Annotated in this window: 16 protein-coding genes; 3 read left to right on the plus strand and 13 right to left on the minus strand. The window is 56.7% G+C overall.

What is annotated here, in order from left to right:
- Window positions 1-103: 103 nt before the first annotated feature.
- From IMW75_RS02530 to mnmG, 13 genes are all read right to left on the minus strand, one after another.
- Window positions 104-529, minus strand: coding sequence for a F0F1 ATP synthase subunit epsilon (locus IMW75_RS02530; protein WP_007969909.1), 426 nt, complete (start codon window positions 527-529; stop codon window positions 104-106).
- A gap of 45 nt (window positions 530-574) precedes the next feature.
- Entirely contained in the window at window positions 575-1,954 is a 1,380-nt protein-coding gene (gene atpD, locus IMW75_RS02535) for a F0F1 ATP synthase subunit beta (RefSeq protein WP_045061246.1), read from the minus strand.
- A 27-nt stretch (window positions 1,955-1,981) separates the two neighbouring features.
- Window positions 1,982-2,842, minus strand: a complete 861-nt coding sequence (gene atpG, locus IMW75_RS02540) for a F0F1 ATP synthase subunit gamma (RefSeq protein ID WP_045061245.1) — start codon at window positions 2,840-2,842, stop codon at window positions 1,982-1,984.
- Window positions 2,843-2,892: 50 nt separating this feature from the next.
- Entirely contained in the window at window positions 2,893-4,437 is a 1,545-nt protein-coding gene (atpA, locus tag IMW75_RS02545; protein ID WP_028620322.1) for a F0F1 ATP synthase subunit alpha, read from the minus strand.
- Between the two features lie 21 nt (window positions 4,438-4,458).
- The gene (locus IMW75_RS02550; RefSeq protein ID WP_008027533.1) at window positions 4,459-4,995 is read right to left on the minus strand and encodes a F0F1 ATP synthase subunit delta; all 537 of its coding nucleotides are present in this window, start codon (window positions 4,993-4,995) and stop codon (window positions 4,459-4,461) included.
- 12 nt (window positions 4,996-5,007) lie between these two features.
- Window positions 5,008-5,478 carry a F0F1 ATP synthase subunit B gene (locus IMW75_RS02555; RefSeq protein ID WP_008027535.1) on the minus strand — a complete coding sequence of 157 codons (471 nt, stop codon included), beginning with the start codon at window positions 5,476-5,478 and terminating at the stop codon, window positions 5,008-5,010.
- A gap of 54 nt (window positions 5,479-5,532) precedes the next feature.
- On the minus strand, window positions 5,533-5,790 hold the full coding sequence (atpE, locus tag IMW75_RS02560) for a F0F1 ATP synthase subunit C (RefSeq protein WP_002555987.1): 258 nt from the start codon (window positions 5,788-5,790) through the stop codon (window positions 5,533-5,535).
- Window positions 5,791-5,923: 133 nt separating this feature from the next.
- Window positions 5,924-6,793 carry a F0F1 ATP synthase subunit A gene (gene atpB, locus IMW75_RS02565; protein ID WP_045061244.1) on the minus strand — a complete coding sequence of 290 codons (870 nt, stop codon included), beginning with the start codon at window positions 6,791-6,793 and terminating at the stop codon, window positions 5,924-5,926.
- A 16-nt stretch (window positions 6,794-6,809) separates the two neighbouring features.
- Window positions 6,810-7,217, minus strand: coding sequence for a F0F1 ATP synthase subunit I (locus IMW75_RS02570; protein WP_010465473.1), 408 nt, complete (start codon window positions 7,215-7,217; stop codon window positions 6,810-6,812).
- A 148-nt stretch (window positions 7,218-7,365) separates the two neighbouring features.
- On the minus strand, window positions 7,366-8,238 hold the full coding sequence (locus IMW75_RS02575; protein WP_045061243.1) for a ParB/RepB/Spo0J family partition protein: 873 nt from the start codon (window positions 8,236-8,238) through the stop codon (window positions 7,366-7,368).
- 9 nt (window positions 8,239-8,247) lie between these two features.
- Entirely contained in the window at window positions 8,248-9,045 is a 798-nt protein-coding gene (locus IMW75_RS02580) for a ParA family protein (protein WP_007934331.1), read from the minus strand.
- A gap of 18 nt (window positions 9,046-9,063) precedes the next feature.
- Window positions 9,064-9,708 (minus strand): 16S rRNA (guanine(527)-N(7))-methyltransferase RsmG, encoded by a 645-nt coding sequence (gene rsmG, locus IMW75_RS02585; RefSeq protein WP_205891785.1) that lies wholly within the window; start codon window positions 9,706-9,708, stop codon window positions 9,064-9,066.
- Window positions 9,705-11,603, minus strand: coding sequence for a tRNA uridine-5-carboxymethylaminomethyl(34) synthesis enzyme MnmG (mnmG, locus tag IMW75_RS02590; RefSeq protein WP_045061241.1), 1,899 nt, complete (start codon window positions 11,601-11,603; stop codon window positions 9,705-9,707). Before mnmG ends, rsmG begins: the two co-directional genes overlap by 4 nt.
- 593 nt (window positions 11,604-12,196) lie before the next feature.
- On the opposite strand from mnmG, the gene IMW75_RS02595 reads away from it, so the two are divergent.
- The 3 genes from IMW75_RS02595 to IMW75_RS02605 all read left to right on the plus strand — a co-directional run bounded on the left by IMW75_RS02595 (window position 12,197) and on the right by IMW75_RS02605 (window position 16,192).
- Window positions 12,197-12,703 carry a sigma-70 family RNA polymerase sigma factor gene (locus IMW75_RS02595; RefSeq protein WP_205891838.1) on the plus strand — a complete coding sequence of 169 codons (507 nt, stop codon included), beginning with the start codon at window positions 12,197-12,199 and terminating at the stop codon, window positions 12,701-12,703.
- Window positions 12,703-13,650, plus strand: a complete 948-nt coding sequence (locus tag IMW75_RS02600) for a FecR domain-containing protein (RefSeq protein WP_205891839.1) — start codon at window positions 12,703-12,705, stop codon at window positions 13,648-13,650. The genes IMW75_RS02595 and IMW75_RS02600 overlap by 1 nt, the downstream gene beginning before the upstream one ends.
- A gap of 109 nt (window positions 13,651-13,759) precedes the next feature.
- The gene (locus tag IMW75_RS02605) at window positions 13,760-16,192 is read left to right on the plus strand and encodes a TonB-dependent siderophore receptor (protein WP_205891787.1); all 2,433 of its coding nucleotides are present in this window, start codon (window positions 13,760-13,762) and stop codon (window positions 16,190-16,192) included.
- Window positions 16,193-16,195: the final 3 nt, after the last annotated feature.

Here is a 16,195-nt window from a genome sequence, read left to right on the forward strand (position 1 = left end):
CCTGGGTGGTCAGCGGCTGCGACCAGGTGATGAATATCGGAAAAGAAAAAAGGGTAGCCGAGGCTACCCTTTTTAATCAATCGCACAACAAGTGGCAGGCCTGTTAGTGGCCAAACTTCTTGCGGATCTGCTGGACGGTGCGCAGCTGAGCTGCAGCCTCGGCCAGACGTGCAGCGGCAGAACCGTAATCGAATTCAGCGCCACGTTCATGCAGGGCCTTCTCGGCAGCCTTGACGGCTTCCTGAGCGGAGGCTTCGTCCAGGTCGGCAGCACGTTGCACAGTGTCGGCAAGAACCTTGACCATGTTCGGCTGAACCTCGAGGAAACCACCAGAGATGTAATACACCTCCTCTTCCCCGCCTTGCTTGACCAGGCGGATCGGGCCCGGCTTGAGATTAGTGATCAGCGGCGCGTGACCCAGGGCGATACCAAGATCACCGAGTGCACCGTGCGCAATTACCATCTCGACCAGGCCGGAAAAGATTTCCCCTTCCGCGCTGACGATATCGCAATGGACTGTCATAGCCATCTGATTGCCTCAACCTAAATTAGCGCCCGTTGCCGGGCGCCGGGATTACAGTTTCTTGGCTTTCTCGATCGCTTCTTCGATGCCGCCGACCATGTAGAACGCTTGTTCTGGCAGGTGGTCGTAGTCACCGTTGAGGATGCCTTTGAAGCCAGCAATGGTGTCTTTCAGGGAAACGTATTTACCCGAAGCACCGGTGAAGACTTCAGCCACGAAGAACGGCTGCGACAAGAAACGCTGGATCTTACGAGCGCGGTTTACCAACTGCTTGTCGGTTTCCGACAGCTCGTCCATACCCAGGATCGCAATGATGTCCTTCAGTTCTTTGTAACGCTGCAGAACGTACTGAACGCCGCGAGCGGTGTCGTAGTGGTCCTGGCCGATCACGTTCGGATCCAGCTGGCGCGAAGTCGAGTCGAGTGGATCGACCGCTGGGTAGATACCCAGGGAAGCGATGTCACGGGACAGAACGACGGTGGCGTCCAAGTGGGCGAAAGTGGTCGCTGGCGACGGGTCAGTCAAGTCATCCGCAGGTACGTATACCGCTTGGATGGAGGTGATCGAACCGTTTTTGGTCGAAGTGATACGCTCTTGCAGAGTACCCATCTCTTCGGCCAGGGTCGGCTGGTAACCTACTGCGGAAGGCATACGGCCCAGCAGTGCGGATACTTCAGTACCGGCCAGGGTGTAACGATAGATGTTGTCGACGAACAACAGAACGTCGTTACCTTCGTCACGGAACTTCTCGGCCATGGTCAGGCCGGTCAGTGCTACGCGCAGACGGTTACCCGGCGGCTCGTTCATCTGACCGTAAACCAGTGCCACTTTGTCCAGAACGTTGGAATCCTTCATCTCGTGGTAGAAGTCGTTACCCTCACGAGTACGCTCACCCACACCGGCGAACACGGAATAACCGCTGTGCTCGATGGCGATGTTACGGATCAGTTCCATCATGTTTACGGTTTTGCCTACACCGGCACCACCGAACAGACCAACTTTACCACCCTTGGCGAACGGGCAAACCAGGTCGATAACCTTGATGCCGGTTTCCAGCAGGTCGTTGCCGCCAGCTTGTTCAGCGAAGGTTGGCGCAGGACGGTGAATGCCCCAGCGCTCTTCGGTGTCGATCGGGCCAGCTTCGTCGATCGGGTTGCCCAGAACGTCCATGATCCGGCCCAGGGTCGCTTTACCAACCGGTACGGAGATGGCAGCGCCAGAGTCGGTGACTTCCAGACCGCGCTTCAAGCCCTCGGTGGAACCCATCGCAATGGTACGTACCACGCCGTCGCCCAGCTGCTGCTGAACTTCCAGGGTGGTGCCGGCTTCGCTTTTTACACTCAAAGCGTTGTAGATGCTCGGTACGCTGTCGCGTGGAAATTCCACGTCGATAACGGCGCCGATGATTTGAACGATACGTCCGCTACTCATAGCTGGATCCTCTGAATATTTGAACCGTTAAACCGCGGCAGCGCCGCCGACGATTTCCGAGATCTCTTGGGTGATCGCAGCCTGACGCGCCTTGTTGTAGACCAGCTGCAAATCGCTGATCAAATCACCGGCGTTGTCGGTAGCGTTCTTCATCGCGATCATCCGCGCAGCTTGTTCAGCCGCGTTGTTCTCGACCACCGCCTGGTAGACCTGCGACTCCACGTAACGGACCATCAAGCCATCAAGCAGCTCTTTGGCGTCCGGTTCGTACAGATAATCCCAGTGGTGCTTGAGTTCCTGTTCCGGCGTTGCCACCAGAGGAATCAATTGCTCCACGGTAGGCTGTTGCGTCATGGTGTTGATGAACTTGTTGGACACCACGGACAGGCGGTCAATACGGCCGTCCAGGTAGGCATCCAGCATCACCTTGACGCTGCCGATCAGGTCATTGATCGACGGCTCTTCACCCAGGTGGCTGATAGCTGCTACGACGTTACCGCCGAAGTTGCGGAAGAAAGCCGCACCCTTGCTACCAACAACACACAGATCGATCTCGACGCCGTTTTCGCGGTTTACCGCCATGTCCTTGACCAGAGCCTTGAACAGGTTGGTGTTCAAGCCACCACACAGACCACGGTCGCTGCTCACCACAACATAACCAACGCGCTTTACTTCACGGTCGATCATGAACGGGTGGCGATATTCCGGGTTGGCGTTGGCCAGATGGCCAATAACCTGGCGGATGCGCTCCGCGTAAGGACGGCTAGCAGCCATGCGCATTTGTGCCTTGCGCATTTTACTGACCGCCACTTTTTCCATGGCGCTGGTAATCTTTTGCGTGCTTTTGATGCTCGCAATCTTACTGCGAATCTCTTTTGCGCCTGCCATGTAACACCTATCAGGTTAGCAAGCGGGAGCCTCGCGGCTCCCGCTGCGGCTTACCAGGTTTGGGTGGCCTTGAACTTCTCGATACCGGCTTTCATGCCAGCGTCGATTTCGTCATTGAAGTCACCCTTCACGTTGATCTTCGCCATCAAATCGGCGTGATCGCGGTTGAAGAAAGCAATCAGCGCTTGTTCGAAGCTGCCGATCTTGGCGATTTCAACGTCAGTCAGGAACCCACGCTCAGCGGCATACAGCGACAGCGCCATGTCAGCGATCGACATTGGTGCGTATTGCTTCTGCTTCATCAGCTCGGTAACGCGCTGACCATGCTCAAGTTGCTTACGGGTCGCTTCGTCCAGGTCAGAAGCGAACTGGGCGAATGCCGCCAGTTCACGGTACTGAGCCAGAGCGGTACGGATACCACCGGAGAGCTTCTTGATGATCTTGGTCTGAGCGGCACCACCCACACGGGATACCGAAACACCGGCGTTCACAGCAGGACGGATCCCGGAGTTGAACATGGCCGATTCCAGGAAGATCTGACCGTCGGTGATGGAAATCACGTTGGTCGGAACGAACGCGGAAACGTCGCCAGCCTGGGTTTCGATGATCGGCAGTGCGGTCAGGGAACCGGTTTTGCCGGTCACTGCGCCGTTGGTGAACTTCTCTACGTATTCTTCCGAAACGCGGGATGCGCGCTCCAGCAGACGGGAGTGGAGATAGAACACGTCGCCTGGGTAAGCTTCACGGCCTGGTGGACGGCGCAGCAGCAGGGAAATCTGGCGGTAAGCCACTGCTTGCTTGGAGAGATCGTCATAAACGATCAGCGCGTCTTCACCGCGGTCGCGGAAGAATTCACCCATGGTGCAACCGGAATACGGAGCCAGGAACTGCAGTGCTGCAGATTCCGAAGCGCTCGCGGCAACGACGATGGTGTTAGCCAGTGCGCCGTTTTCTTCCAGCTTGCGAACCACGTTGGCGATGGTCGATTGCTTCTGACCGATCGCTACGTAGACGCAGAAAATACCGCTGTTTTTCTGGTTGATGATCGCGTCGATCGCCAGAGCGGTTTTACCGATCTGACGGTCACCGATGATCAGCTCACGCTGGCCACGGCCGACAGGGATCATGGCATCGACAGCCTTGTAGCCAGTCTGTACAGGCTGGTCTACCGACTTACGCCAGATCACGCCTGGAGCAACTTTCTCGACCGCGTCGGTCTCGGTGTTGCCCAGTGGACCTTTGCCGTCAACAGGGTTACCCAGTGCGTCGACTACGCGACCCAGCAGTTCCTTACCAACCGGAACTTCGAGGATGCGGCCAGTGCACTTGGCGCTCATGCCTTCAGCCAGAGACTGGTAGGAGCCCAAAACTACGGCACCTACGGAGTCCTGCTCCAGGTTGAGAGCCATACCGAAGACGCCGCCCGGAAACTCGATCATCTCGCCGTACATTACGTCGGCCAGACCGTGAATCCGCACGATACCGTCAGATACGCTGACGACAGTGCCTTCGTTACGGGCTTGGGAGGTCACATCGAGCTTGTCGATGCGGCCCTTGATAATTTCACTTATTTCGGAAGGATTGAGTTGCTGCATTGCTCTGCTGCCCCTTCAAACTCAAGATTTCAATGCTTCGGCTAGGCTCGCGAGTTTGCCGCGAACCGAGCCATCGATAACCAGGTCGCCGGCGCGGATGACAATGCCCCCAATAAGGGATTTGTCTTCCTCGACTTGCAGGCGCACTTCCCGGTTGAGTCGTGCACTGAGAACCTTGGCGAGTTTGTCTTGCTGTTCTTGGTTCAATGCAAAAGCACTGGTCACTTCAACGTCTACCGACTTCTCTTGTTCAGCCTTGTACAGGTCGAACAGAGCGGATATCTCCGGCAAAAGCGGGAGACGGTCGTTTTCGGCAACGACGTTGATGAAGTTCTGTGCCTTGGCATCAAACTTGTCGCCGCACACGTCAATAAACGTGGCGGCCTTGTCTGCGCTCGTCAGTCGCGGGGCCTTGAGCACGCGCTGCATGGTGTCGTCTTGCGACACTGCTGCAGCCAGGCCGAGCATGGCTGACCAAGAGGCCAGTTGCTGGTGGGCCTGGGCGTGCTCGAAGGCTGCCTTAGCGTAAGGTCGGGCCAACGTGGTCAATTCTGCCATGATCGCCCTCGCTTAAATTTCAGCAGCCAGTTTGTTTACCAGCTCCGCGTGCGCGTTTTGATCGATTGTGGCACCCAGGATCTTCTCGGCGCCGCCGACAGCCAGAGCACCCAGTTGGGCACGCAGAGCGTCTTTGACACTGTTCAGTTCCTGTTCGATCTCGGCCTGAGCCTGAACCTTCACACGGTCAGCGTCGATACGGGCTTTTTCAACAGCCTCTTCAACAATCTGGTTACCGCGTTTCTTGGCTTGCTCAATGATTTCGGCTGCCTGAGCTTTCGCTTCGCGCAGTTGCTGACCCGCTTTATCTTGGGCCAGCTCCAGGTCGCGAGCTGCTCGGGCGGCAGCGTCCAGTCCATCCGCGATCTTCTTCTGACGTTCGTGCAAAGCCGCGATGACCGGAGGCCACACGAACTTCATGCAAAACAGTACAAAAATGAAGAACGCAACGGACTGGCCAATCAGGGTTGCATTAATGTTCACGCCAACACCTCGCTCGTTCGTTGCACATCACACCAATTACTCGAAGGCGAGTAATTAGCCAGCGAGTTGACCAACGAATGGGTTCGCGAAAGTGAAGAACAGAGCGATACCAACACCGATCATGGTTACGGCGTCGAGCAGACCGGCAACGATGAACATTTTAACTTGCAGCATTGGAACCATCTCTGGCTGACGCGCTGCTCCTTCCAGGAACTTGCCACCCAACAGGCCGAAACCAATTGCGGTACCCAGTGCGCCCAGGCCGATCAACAGTGCAACAGCGATAGCGGTTAGACCAACTACAGTTTCCATCTTTCCTCCCGACTTTTACGTCGTATGGTTTAGGTTTTTTAGATTTTAAAGCGGTAAAACAAATCGTTTCATAGCCCTGTTAGGGCACCCACCCGTTTAACCGGGTGGGACATCAGACCAGTCGAGACTGATCTTAATGGTTCTCTTCGTGCGCCATCGACAGGTAGACGATGGTCAGCATCATGAAGATAAACGCCTGCAGGGTGATGATCAGGATGTGGAACACAGCCCACGCCCACTGCAGAACTATGCCCAGGCCGCTAAGCCAGAGCAGACCGCTGCCGAACATCACAGCAATCAGAATGAAGACCAGCTCGCCGGCGTACATGTTGCCGAACAGACGCAGTGCCAGGGAGATAGGCTTGGCGATCAGCGTCACGAACTCCAGCAGGAAGTTCACCGGAATCAGCAGGGCTTGAAGAAAAATGTTCTTGCTGCCGAAAGGGTGCAGGGTCAGTTCGCCGATGAAGCCGCCGATACCCTTGACCTTGATGCTGTAGAAAATGATCAACGCGAACACCGACAGGGCCATGCCCAGGGTAGCGTTCGGGTCAGTGGTGGACACGGCACGGAACGGAATGTGCGCATCGCCAGTGATCAGGATGGCCAGCTGAGGAATCCAGTCAACCGGGATCAGGTCGACGGCGTTCATCAGGAAGACCCAGACGAAGATAGTCAGTGCCAGCGGTGCAATCACCGGGCTACGGCCATGGAAGCTGTCTTTCACGCTGCCATCGACGAATTCGACCAATACTTCAACGAAGTTCTGCAAAGCACCAGGCTGACCGGATGTCGCTTTCTTTGCCGCCATGCGGAAAAGAAGAACGAAAATCAGACCCAAAGCGACCGACCAGCCGAGAGTATCGACGTGGAAAGCCCAGAAGCCCATTTCTTTGGCCTCTGCTGCGGTGTGGGCAAAACCCCACCCGCCTGTTGGGTGCTGACCGAAGGTCAGGTTCTGCAAGTGGTGCTGGATATAGCCCGAAGCGGTTGTCTCTGCCATGGTTGCCTCAAACGCCCTAAGGTCTCGAAAGTCTTGTTCTCATCAGCAGGGGCGCGAACCAGCTGACCAGTTGGGTCAACACGAAGACGCCGAATACAGCTAGCGGCGCCAATGGCTTCACACCTGCAAACGTCAATGCAAAGAGCACTGCCGTCAAAATCAGTTTGCCCGCCTCACCGGCATAAAAAGACCGGACGATGGCTTGGGCTGCTCGGGCGCCGGAAAACCGAAATGCCCTGTGAGCGAAATAAACATTGGGCAGCAAGGCTATCAGGCCTCCGCAAAGTCCCGAGTACCCGGCAACGACTCCGTGCCATTGCCAAAGCGCCAAAGCGGCGATCAGCAAAACGACAAATTGAGCCATTAACACCGGAAAAACTGCCAGGCGATGGAACGGCAAGCGGTTTGGCGTGCGGCTTTCCATCACTTTTGCTCTCCAATGGTCGGCTGCCAGAATTCAATAACTTGGCATAATTTGTGCCGACAAAATGCGCGCAGAGTATAGGGGCGGTTCAGCCCCTATTCAACTGTCAGGTAGTGATTTCCGACTGCTCGCTACATGAGGAAATGTTTCAGCGAATGTGTGCAAGGACACCCTGGAGCTCATCCAGAGAGTTGTAGCCAATCACCAATTGGCCCTTGCCCTTCTTTCCGTGCCTGATCTGCACCGCAGAGCCCAGGCGCTCGGCCAGGCGCTGCTCCAGCCTGGCGATATCCGGGTCTGGTTTAGCCGGTTCAACAGGCTCCGGTTTGCCATTCAACCACTGCCGAACCAGTGCCTCGGTTTGGCGCACAGTCAGCCCTCGTGCGACAACATGTCGCGCCCCTTCAACCTGCTGATTTTCCGGTAAACCGAGCAACGCACGAGCGTGGCCCATTTCCAGGTCCCCATGGGACAGCATGGTCTTGATTACTTCGGGCAACGCGATCAAGCGTAGCAGGTTGGCTACGGTCACGCGGGATTTACCCACCGCTTCTGCCACCTGCTGCTGGGTCAGCTGGAATTCCTGCTGCAAACGCTGCAGGGCCACCGCCTCCTCGACAGGATTCAGGTCTTCGCGCTGGATGTTCTCGATCAGCGCCATGGCAATCGCAGTCTCGTCCGGCACGTCACGCACCATTGCGGGGATCGTTTCCTGGCCCGCCTGCTGGCTCGCACGCCAACGGCGCTCGCCGGCAATGATTTCAAAACGCCCGCCACCGATTGGACGAACCACAATCGGTTGCATCACGCCCTGGGCCTTGATGGACTGCGCCAGCTCCTCCAGCGCCTGGGGATCCATGTCCCGGCGCGGCTGATACTTGCCCCGCTGGATCAGGTCCAGCGGCAGGTGCTGCAGCTCGCGCTGATCAGCCTGGACCGCCTGCTCTTCCAGCGAACTGACGGTAGGACCGCTCAGCAGTGCATCCAGTCCACGTCCGAGACCTCGTTTCTTGACGGCCATGGGGATTCCTTAAGTTGCCTGAGCAGCGGCTGTACGTGAATTTTTGCGTTGGCGACGAACCATCTCGCCCGCCAAAGCCAGGTAGGCAATGGCGCCCCGCGATGATTTGTCGTACGCCAGCGCCGGCATGCCGTAACTCGGCGCTTCCGCCAAGCGGATGTTGCGCGGAATAACGGTGTCGTAGAGCTGATCGCCAAAATGTTCCTTGAGCTGCGCCGACACATCGTTCATCAGGCTCAGTCGCGGGTCGTACATGGTCCGCAGCAGGCCTTCGACCTTCAGGTTCGGATTGAGCAGCTCGGCGATGCGCTTGATGTTATCCACAAGGTCGCTCAGGCCTTCCAGTGCGAAATATTCGCACTGCATGGGGATAATTACCCCGTCAGCGGCAACCAGGGCGTTGAGCGTGAGCATCGACAGCGAAGGTGGGCAGTCGATCAAAATGTAATCGTAGTTCTCGCGGATTGGCGCCAGCGCGCTGCGCAGACGACTCTCCTTCATCTGCATTTCCAGCAGGACCACTTCGGCAGCAGTCAGGTCACGGTTGGCCGGCAGCAGTTGGTAACCACCGTGCTCGGAGTAGTGCATGGCCTGAGCCAGGTCACACTCACCGATCAACAGGTCGTAGACCGAGTTTTCCAGGCCGTGCTTGTCCACACCGCTACCCATGGTGGCGTTGCCCTGTGGATCGAGATCGATCAACAGCACCCGACGCTTGGTGGCGACCAGGGATGCTGCTAGGTTGATGCAGGTGGTGGTTTTACCCACACCACCTTTCTGGTTCGCAATCGCGAATACCTTAGCCATTCTTGCTTTTGTTCCCAATCATGCCGTGCGGCGCAGTATCAGCAGATGGCGTTGGCCTTGGCAACCAGGTACGGCCAGGGCGTGTTCGCTATCGAGGTGGAAGTCTGCCGGCAATGCTACCAGCTCATCGGCCGGATGAACGCCCTTCATTGCCAGCCAACGTGTGTTGCTGTCGCCAAGGTGGCGAGTCCAGTTGCTGAAGTTTTCCATGCTGCTGAAAGCCCGGGAGATGATCCCGTTGAATGGCTCGGCAGGCTGGAAAGCTTCGACGCGACTGTGGATAACTTGCAGGTTGTCCAGTTTCAGCTCGAGTTTGACCTGGGTCAGGAACCGGGTTTTCTTGCCGTTGCTGTCGAGGCAGGTCACTTGCGACTGCGGAAACAGGATGGCCAACGGGATGCCGGGCATCCCGCCGCCGCTGCCGACGTCGAGCCAGCGACCGTCTTGGACGAATGACATCACGCTCAAACTGTCGAGCAGGTGGCGGGAAACCATTTCATCCGGATCACGGACGGCGGTCAGGTTGTAGGCCTTGTTCCATTTGATCAACAGGGCCAGGTAACCCAGCAGCTGTGCGTGCTGGGTTTCGGTCAGTGTGACACCGAGCTGGCGCGCACCTGTGGATAACTCTTCGGCGTGTTGCGAGGTGACCAACGAACTCAAGCGCTTTGCTCCAACTGACGGCCCGCGCCGCGTTTTTTCAAATGAATCATCAACAGCGAAATGGCTGCCGGGGTAACGCCGGGAATACGTGACGCCTGACCCAGTGTCTCAGGACGGGTCGCACCGAGTTTGCCCTGGATCTCCTTGGAGAGACCGGAGATATTCGTGTAATCGATATCCACAGGCAATTTGGTGTCTTCGCTGGCCCGCAGACGAGCAATTTCGTCCTGTTGCCGGTCGATGTAGCCGGCGTACTTGGTCTTGATCTCGACCTGCTCGGCAACCTGTGGATCTTCTGCACCCCCACCGGTCACGGCGATCAGGCCAGCGTAGTCGATTTCCGGACGGCTCAGCAGGTTGAGCAAGTTGTATTCGTGAGTCAGCGGGGTGCCGAATTTCTCGGAAATGGCATCGCCCTGCTCGGTACCCGGGCGCACCCACGTACTTTTCAAACGTTGTTCTTCCAGCGCAATGCTTTCGCGTTTGGTGCAGAACGCCGCCCAGCGGGCGTCATCCACCAGGCCAAGCTCGCGACCTTTTTCGGTCAGGCGCAGGTCGGCGTTGTCTTCGCGCAGGATCAGGCGGTACTCCGCACGGGAGGTAAACATCCGGTACGGTTCCTGAGTACCCAGGGTAATCAGGTCGTCGACCAATACTCCGATGTACGCCTCGTCGCGGCGCGGGCACCAGGCATCTTTGCCTTGTGCACGCAGTGCAGCATTGGCTCCGGCCAGCAAACCCTGGGCGCCGGCTTCTTCGTAACCGGTGGTGCCGTTGATTTGCCCGGCAAAAAACAGGCCGGCGATTACTTTGGTTTCCAGGCTGTACTTCAGGTCGCGGGGATCGAAATAGTCGTATTCGATCGCATAACCCGGGCGAACAATGTGCGCATTTTCCATGCCTCGGATCGACTGCACGATCTGTAATTGCACGTCGAACGGCAACGAAGTGGAAATCCCGTTGGGATACAGCTCGTTGGTGGTCAAACCTTCAGGTTCGATGAATACCTGATGGCTTTCCTTGTCGGCAAAGCGATGGATCTTGTCTTCAATCGATGGGCAATAACGCGGCCCGATGCCCTCGATCATCCCGGCAGCCGAGTACATCGGCGATCGATCAAGGTTGGCGGCAATGATTTCGTGGGTGCGGGCGTTGGTATGGGTAATCCAGCAGCTCACCTGCCGCGGGTGCTGCTCCTTGGAGCCCATGAACGACATCACCGGAATCGGGGTATCGCCGGCTTGCTCGGTCATCATCGAAAAATCGACTGAGCGGCTGTCGATGCGCGGCGGCGTTCCGGTTTTCAGGCGTCCCACCCGCAGCGGCAGCTCGCGCAGACGTTGAGCCAGGGCGATTGAGGGCGGATCACCGGCACGACCACCGGAAAAATTCTGCATCCCGATGTGGATAAGTCCACCCAGGAAGGTGCCGGTTGTAAGTACCACCGAATCTGCCAGAAAGCGCAGGCCCATTTGGGTAACGACACCACGCACCTGATCCTGCTCGACGATGACGTCATCGGCCGCTTGTTGGAATATCCACAGGTTCGGCTGGTTTTCCAGGATTTCGCGGACAGCTGCCTTGTACAGAACCCGATCGGCTTGAGCGCGAGTTGCACGCACGGCCGGGCCTTTGCGGCTGTTCAACACGCGAAACTGAATTCCGCCTTTGTCAGTAGCCATGGCCATCGCGCCGCCCAGGGCGTCGATTTCCTTGACCAGGTGACTTTTGCCAATGCCGCCAATAGCGGGATTGCAGCTCATGGCACCGAGGGTTTCCACGTTATGCGTCAGCAACAGGGTTTTTGCCCCCATACGTGCTGAGGCCAGTGCTGCCTCGGTACCGGCATGACCGCCGCCGATGACGATCACTTCAAAACGGGAAGGGAAATCCACCACGCACCTCGTGCCTGCTTTCAGTTGGGTAATCAGGAATGGTTTGAGCTCAGGTTTCTGGACCTGGTCGACAAGTATAGGGACTTCGCCGTTCCTAAAGAACCCTTTGCACAAAATTTAACCAGCTGTGGAGAAGTCAGGGTTATAGAAATTAAAAAGAGAGAAATTTATTAAATCTTTGTTTTTATGTTTATTTCTACTGAGGCACATTTCTGTGGATAGATCTCTACAGGCCTTTATATTCAATATGTACAGAGATTCAAAACCCTGTGCTCATGTGCCAATGAGTCCTTGGGATAACCGCTTTAAGCCTGTGGATTAAAGTGGTGGTTATCCACAGGGGCGGTTATATTCAGTTTTCGAGCCCTGTTATCAACTGCCCTTAGTGGCAGTTATTCACAGGGCTTAATCCGCAGTTTTTTGAAGTTTCCTGGAAATGACGGCAAAAAAACTCCCCCCAGACACCTTCCCGTCGGGCGCGAGCGATTGAAAAAAGTAAATTTGAAGGAGGAGCTTTGCGTGGTGAGCGCTATTGTGGGACGGCGCAGTGGAAGTTAATAATAGGCATTATCATTAACCAGCTTGATGCCCTTATGTCCCTACCCACCCATACGGCAGCCGTTCAGCACATCTACGAGCAGCACCATTCCTGGTTGTATGGATGGCTCAAGGGCAAGCTGCATGATGCGTGCGATGCTGCGGATGTCGCACATGACACCTTTGTGCGCATCCTGGGCTCACGTAATGCCATGCACATTCGCGAACCCCGTGACTATCTGGCAACGGTAGCCAGAGGGTTGGTGATTGACCGTTATCGTCGACGCGCTATCGAGGTGGCCTACCTGGAAACATTGGCAGCCAGGTCCGAAATTACGATCATCAGTGAGGAGGACAAGGCGCTCATTATCGAAACCCTGATAGCTGTGGATAAAGCCCTGGCCAGCCTGGGTACGCGCACGCAGCGAATCTTTATGCTGTCGCAGATCGAGGGGCTGACTTATCAACAGATTGCAGCAGAGCTCAAGGTGTCGCTGACAACAGTGAAGAAACACATGGTCCGTGCTCTTACCGAATGTTCCTTGATCATGGCAGGGTTGTGATGGCGATGGCGCCGGATCGTCAAGTGTTCGAAGCGGCTGCTGGCTGGTACGTGCAGTTCCAGGCCGAACCGCCTACGCCAGCACAGCAACAAGCCTGGCAGCGTTGGGTAGACAGCAATCCAGCGCACCTCGCCGCGTGGAACCAGATGGAGCAAATGCAAAGGCACTTGGGGGCAATGCCCAGGGATCTGGCTAGACGCGCCCTGACTCCTGGCCAAAATCGTCGGCAGATGCTCAAACTCTTGCTGATAGTCGCCGGCACCGGCTATGTCGGTTGGAACGCCCAGAAATACACGACGCTGGGTAACGTCTGGGCGGATTATTCAACCAAGGTGGGTCAACGCCGGAAAATCGAGCTGGCCGATGGTACTCAGTTGCACCTGAACACCCAGACCGCGGTGGATGTGCTGTTCGATGATCAGCAACGGTTGATTCGATTGCGCTCCGGGGAAATTCTTGTAAGCACTGGCAAGCTCGGCGCCCAACGGCCCTTCATCGTCGAAACCCGCGATGGTCGGATACAGGCGTTGGGTACACGTTTTTCGCTGCAGCAATTTTCAGGCTCGACACGTGTTGGTGTACTGGAGGACCGGGTGAACGTGCAACCAACCAGTGCTTCCACTGGTTCGCGAATACTCCAAGCAGGAGAAGGCATTGACTTGCGCAGTGACCGCTTAGGCGCCATTCACCCTTATCGGTCATCGCAAGCAGCCTGGATCAACGGCCAGCTCATCGTATTGGATACCCCGCTGGGTGAGGTGCTGGGGGAACTGGCTCGATATCGGTCGGGAGTTATCCACTGTGATGCGGGGGCTGCGAAGTTGCGGGTATCCGGGACTTTTCGACTGGACGCTACCGACGCTGTGCTGGCCAATCTGCAAGCCTCCTTGCCTATTAGTGTGCGCTATTTCACTCGTTACTGGGTGTCGGTCGGTCACGCTGGCTGAGCCTGGAGAAAAATAGGTAGCGACAGGGTTATCTTTTTTTATCCTGACACGGCCCTACAGGTAATCGCGACTCACGCGGCTCTTCGCCACCTTCAGGGCTCATCCACTCATGCGTCTTCCTAAGTTCCGCAAGCGTTTTTCCCACCACTGCCTCGCCTACGGTTTATTGATAGCCACTGCTGCAGGTTGCCTGCTGACACACAACGCAATGGCAGCCAGTTCTTCGCAACGCTTTACCATTGACGCGGGACCACTGGATGGAGCGCTGAGTCAGTTCGCGGCGGCGGCCAATGTGATCCTGTCGTTCTCGCCGCAGCAGACCGCTCGGTTGCGAACCGGGGGGGTGGCAGGTAACTACTCGATCGATGAGGGTTTTCAGTTATTACTCGAAGGCTCTGGGTTGCAGGCGGTGCCGAGTGCTCCCGGCAGCTACATACTCCAGGCAGTACCAGAGAATGGACCCCTGGTCCTGGGCGCCACCAATATCAATGCCTCGCAACCTGGTCAAATGAGCCTCGACTACTCGGCAGACGTTGGCTACAACGCAAAAAATAGTCGAGTCGGGACCAAGACCAGCACACCGCTGTCTGAAACCCCGCGCTCGGTGTCGGTGGTCACCAGTCAGCGGATCAGGGATCAAAAATCCCAGACCCTCACCGATGTGCTGGGTTACGTACCCGGCATTTTTGCGCCGCCCTTTGCGGCGGGCGATAGCCTCGCCGGCGACCTGTTTTTCATCCGTGGTTTTAACGCTACCGACTATGGATATGGTCTGTTGCGAGATGGCTTGCGGGTGCAAGGCAATCGGTACGACACCAGCACCGAACCGTACGGGCTGGAGCGAGTAGAGATATTTCGCGGTCCTTCCTCATTGCTCTATGGCGAAAACGCCCCTGGTGGCCTGGTCAACATCGTGAGCAAACGCCCAACTGCCGCCCCCCAGGGCGAGGTGCAGCTTAGCTACGGTTCCAACCATCGTCGCCAATTGGGTGTCGACGTGTCCGGTGCGCTCAATGACAGCGGCAACATTCTCGGCCGGATGGTGATGCTGGGACGCAATGCCGACACCCAAACTGATCACGTGCCGGATGATCGGATCTACATCGCCCCCTCCTTGACCCTCAACTTCGATGACTACAACACCTTGACCCTGCTGGCCAACTACCAGAAGGATCACACCAACATGGAACTCGGTTTGCCTGCCGCAGGTACCTTACTCAACAATCCCAATGGCAAGTTATCCAAGCACACCATGCTCGGCGACCCGGACTGGAACACCTTCGAAAGGGAAACGTGGAGCACCGGATATGAATTTACCCACAGCTTCAATGACGACTGGCAGTTCCGGCAGAACTCGCGCTACATGCAGTCCAGGATCACCCGTCACGAAACCTGGCCCGGCAATCTGAATAATGCAGGCTTTGGTACCCGCCTGAACGTGACTGCCTATGACCGCTTCAACAAGTCGATGGTGTATTCGCTGGATAATCAGCTGGAAGGCAAGTTCGAGGTGGGCGGCCTGGAAAACACCGTGCTGTTTGGCGGCAGCTTTGATCGCACTTCCTTCAATCAGGACTGGAATGCAGGCTTCGTCGGGCCAATCGACATATATAACCCGGTTTACCTGCGCGATCCGTTGACCCCCATCGCGGTGCAGAACACCTTGCTGGAACAGCAAATGCAAGGTGCCTATGCGCAGATCCAGAGCAAGTACGATCACTGGCTTTTCTTGTTGGGAGGTCGTCAGGACTGGGTGGACAGCGATTTCCGCGACAAAGTAGCTTCGGCCAGCAATATCAGTTCTGAGGACAGGAAGTTCACCTACCAGGGCGGCGTGATGTACCAATTCGACAACGGCCTGACGCCGTACGTCAGCTATTCCACTGCGTTTGTGCCCGTGCAGCAGATCTCCAACTCGGGTGCGCCGTTGGACCCGATCACCAGCAGCCAGTATGAAGTGGGTCTGAAATACGAACCCATCGGCTGGGACACGGCATTCACCGCCTCGGTGTATGACTTGCGCAAGAAAGACGATACGTACTTTGACGCAACTACTTCCACCTATCGCCAAGTGGGTGAAAGCCGTGCCAAAGGCGTGGAGCTGGAACTCAACAGCAACCTGACGCCAAATCTGAACGTGACGGCCGCCTACACCTACACCGATGCACGCATCACCAAGGACTCCGCCACCTCGCTGGTCAAGGATCACCAGATGACGGGGGTTCCGCGGAATCAGGCGTCGGTTTGGGCCAAGTATCGCTTCCTCGAAGGCAGCCTCAAGGGACTGTATGCAGGTGGCGGTGTGCGGTACTTCGACAGCGCGTTCGCCTACACGGCGCCGTCCCTGTACGGAAAGCTGGATGCGGGTGATGTCACCCTGGTGGATGCGGCCGTGGGCTATCAGATCGACCGCAACTGGACGGTCGACGTGAATGCAAAGAACGTCTTCGACAAGGAGTATGTGGCTGGGTGTAATGATGCGGGGCGGTGCTATTGGGGCGAAAGCCGAACCTTACTGGGCTCGGTTTCCTATAACTGGTAAGTA

This window comes from Pseudomonas gregormendelii (genome assembly GCF_017114825.1).
Classification (GTDB): Bacteria; Pseudomonadota; Gammaproteobacteria; order Pseudomonadales; family Pseudomonadaceae; genus Aquipseudomonas; species Aquipseudomonas gregormendelii.

Bases quoted from the DNA above. Each gene is read 5' to 3' on its own strand.
- atpE (WP_002555987.1), bottom strand. From the start codon at position 5,790: ATGGAAACTGTAGTTGGTCTAACCGCTATCGCTGTTGCACTGTTGATC.
- atpA (WP_028620322.1), bottom strand. From the start codon at position 4,437: ATGCAGCAACTCAATCCTTCCGAAATAAGTGAAATTATCAAGGGCCGC.
- IMW75_RS02570 (WP_010465473.1), bottom strand. From the start codon at position 7,217: ATGGAAAGCCGCACGCCAAACCGCTTGCCGTTCCATCGCCTGGCAGTT.
- atpB (WP_045061244.1), bottom strand. From the start codon at position 6,793: ATGGCAGAGACAACCGCTTCGGGCTATATCCAGCACCACTTGCAGAAC.
- atpG (WP_045061245.1), bottom strand. From the start codon at position 2,842: ATGGCAGGCGCAAAAGAGATTCGCAGTAAGATTGCGAGCATCAAAAGC.
- IMW75_RS02580 (WP_007934331.1), bottom strand. From the start codon at position 9,045: ATGGCTAAGGTATTCGCGATTGCGAACCAGAAAGGTGGTGTGGGTAAA.
- IMW75_RS02530 (WP_007969909.1), bottom strand. From the start codon at position 529: ATGGCTATGACAGTCCATTGCGATATCGTCAGCGCGGAAGGGGAAATC.
- atpD (WP_045061246.1), bottom strand. From the start codon at position 1,954: ATGAGTAGCGGACGTATCGTTCAAATCATCGGCGCCGTTATCGACGTG.
- IMW75_RS02550 (WP_008027533.1), bottom strand. From the start codon at position 4,995: ATGGCAGAATTGACCACGTTGGCCCGACCTTACGCTAAGGCAGCCTTC.
- IMW75_RS02575 (WP_045061243.1), bottom strand. From the start codon at position 8,238: ATGGCCGTCAAGAAACGAGGTCTCGGACGTGGACTGGATGCACTGCTG.
- IMW75_RS02595 (WP_205891838.1), top strand. From the start codon at position 12,197: ATGTCCCTACCCACCCATACGGCAGCCGTTCAGCACATCTACGAGCAG.
- IMW75_RS02605 (WP_205891787.1), top strand. From the start codon at position 13,760: ATGCGTCTTCCTAAGTTCCGCAAGCGTTTTTCCCACCACTGCCTCGCC.
- IMW75_RS02600 (WP_205891839.1), top strand. From the start codon at position 12,703: ATGGCGATGGCGCCGGATCGTCAAGTGTTCGAAGCGGCTGCTGGCTGG.